Here is a 2123-nt window from a genome sequence, read left to right as displayed (position 1 = left end):
CTTCTTGATTAAAGAGTTGAGCAGCATACATTTCCGCAATACATTGACCCAAGCCAGAAATAATATTTTCATTCTTAGCTTCAACTATTGTAATTACCGGCAAATCTAAATATAACTGCTCTTCTGAACCACTAATGATATAATCACAAAATCCAGTTAAGCCTTTTTCCCTATCGACATTAAAATCAATCCCTGAGAATAGACTAATTTTTTGAGATGATTTTTCTTTGACTTCCAGTAAAATATTAATAATGATTAGTTCTGACCTAGCTTTTTCCGTATTAATGGCTAACGCTAAAGGGAGATTTCTTTTTAAGGTCTGTGCGAGATAATCACTTATTTCAATTTCTTCACTATTGGAAAATAGTGACTGATCCTCGACAGTCTGGATATTAAAGTCAAGCTTGACTTTCTTTAGAGTAAAGTCACTATATGCCACTTAAGTCTCCTGGTTTTGAGCCTAATGCTAAGGCGGTCGGGGTATGGGTGTTGTTATGCGGCGGATTGGTGCTTTCGATTATACCAAGCATTAACTTCTGCGATTATCTGGCTAACCTGCTCCTGATCCAGAGAACGCCATTGATTGTTTTCAAGAGTATGAAGGCTCTGGTTGGATTCACTGGGATACTTCAACCATCGGTAATAGCCCCTGTCATCGTCCATAGTGAAAAACAATACACATACCGGGAAGGGCAAATCTTGAAAGTACTTCTTTTCTTGGTCAGATAAAACTAGTGACGCTTCTTGCTGTATGTCCTTGAAAGCTTTGTCTCGACCTTTGATGTGAACACCAAAAACCCTTCCTGTTGGTAATTTATCCCGTAGTATTGTTACCAACATATCTAGCCCATAATCAGCCTTCATCCTTTCCACAACTAGATCTTGGCTACTTGTCAAATATACTATCGCCAGATGTTCAGCACGCTCACCAATGAAATAATCTAAATCTCGCTTCATTACTGCCTCCACTATTGCACTAGGAAGTCTGCTGTAACTTGACTGCGATTGACCGTAGGTCACGCTACGCGATGGCTCGAAGAGCCCGCTAAAAGCGATTGGCCTACGGCCACGCTACGCGAACGCATCAATTGATTGCTACTGACTATATTGCCACCTTAACTGAGTTTAATTAGGCAAGCAAAGGTTTGTAATTGTTGAGCTTCGTATTCATGGAATGAAAAGTCTCATTGAACCTCTATAGTCATCAATGTCAAAGATAATCTCAATTAGCCGATCAACACAACGATTGCGATAATCAGGATCACTCAGAACTCGATCAGAATCTCCAATTGTGACAACAGGTAATGAAGTAGATGTATTTTCTTCACGCATCACTTTCTCTAGAGAATTCTTACCGTTCATACTCCGATTGGCTGTTAGCAGGATCATTTGATTGGCTTGTGCAAACCGCCAAACTACTCTGTCATCACTAGTAATCGATAATTCAATCTCTGCAAAAGTGACAAACCGAATGGGTAACAGCTCCAACCAGCCAAGGCTAGCAATACTACCTGACAAAAGTAGAGCATGTCCTTCAAGATTATGATCAACCAAGAAAATCATCGCTGGGACTCAAATTGAGCTTGATGTTTTGCTTTCTGTGCTTGCAGCTTTTCCCAAGCCGCCTCCCTACCTGGTAATGGTGGCTTTTTGGCAAGTCGGGCAATCAGGTCACGATTGCGCTGTTCATAATACTGTCGCAATTCTTCAGCTTCTTTCACTACAATTTGATACTCAGCTTCGACTTCAGCACGATTGGCTTTAATATAGGCCAGAGCAGCATTTATTTGTTCCTCGGTTAAGTTGAAGAGACCACGAATAAGCTTAGGAGGATATTCAGCAGTTAGGTAATCTATTACATCATAGAGTGTGATGCGTGTACCTGATATCGTCAATCCCCTTTCTGTGCGAATGATAGCCACTTTTCCATTAGACTCTAAACTCATATCCCTTATTCTTAAAAGACTAAATCCATCATTAACTACGCTATCAGCTATCAGCTATCAGCTATCAGCTATCAGCTATCAGCTTATGCCCGTAGCGCAATCGGTGCTTTTGAATAAAATAAGCTGACCACTGACCACTGACCACTGACCACTGACCGCCCATCCCTGGCCAAATCA

General features: G+C 40.9%; 4 protein-coding genes. All 4 read right to left on the bottom strand.

The window, feature by feature from the left end; translation table 11 throughout:
- Positions 1-439 (bottom strand): hypothetical protein (locus F6K37_RS34295; protein ID WP_287255254.1); only part of this gene is annotated, 439 nt, incomplete at its 3' end.
- A 53-nt stretch (positions 440-492) separates the two neighbouring features.
- A complete protein-coding gene (locus F6K37_RS34290; protein ID WP_287255252.1) occupies positions 493-957 on the bottom strand; it encodes a DUF4365 domain-containing protein in 465 nt (154 codons plus the stop codon).
- A gap of 210 nt (positions 958-1167) precedes the next feature.
- Positions 1168-1563 (bottom strand): hypothetical protein, encoded by a 396-nt coding sequence (locus F6K37_RS34285; RefSeq protein WP_008183934.1) that lies wholly within the window; start codon positions 1561-1563, stop codon positions 1168-1170.
- Positions 1560-1946, bottom strand: coding sequence for a DUF433 domain-containing protein (locus F6K37_RS34280; protein ID WP_008183932.1), 387 nt, complete (start codon positions 1944-1946; stop codon positions 1560-1562). Before F6K37_RS34280 ends, F6K37_RS34285 begins: the two co-directional genes overlap by 4 nt.
- Positions 1947-2123 lie beyond the last annotated feature (177 nt).

This window comes from Moorena sp. SIO4E2, from assembly GCF_010671945.1.
Taxonomy (GTDB): domain Bacteria; phylum Cyanobacteriota; class Cyanobacteriia; order Cyanobacteriales; family Coleofasciculaceae; genus Moorena; species Moorena producens.
Note: the sequence above shows the minus strand (reverse complement) of the source record. Positions and strands in the feature narration are given on the sequence as shown.

Excerpts from the sequence above, each read along its gene's own strand:
- F6K37_RS34290 (WP_287255252.1), bottom strand. The coding sequence starts at position 957 with ATGAAGCGAGATTTAGATTATTTCATTGGTGAGCGTGCTGAACATCTG.
- F6K37_RS34285 (WP_008183934.1), bottom strand. The coding sequence starts at position 1,563 with ATGATTTTCTTGGTTGATCATAATCTTGAAGGACATGCTCTACTTTTG.
- F6K37_RS34280 (WP_008183932.1), bottom strand. The coding sequence starts at position 1,946 with ATGAGTTTAGAGTCTAATGGAAAAGTGGCTATCATTCGCACAGAAAGG.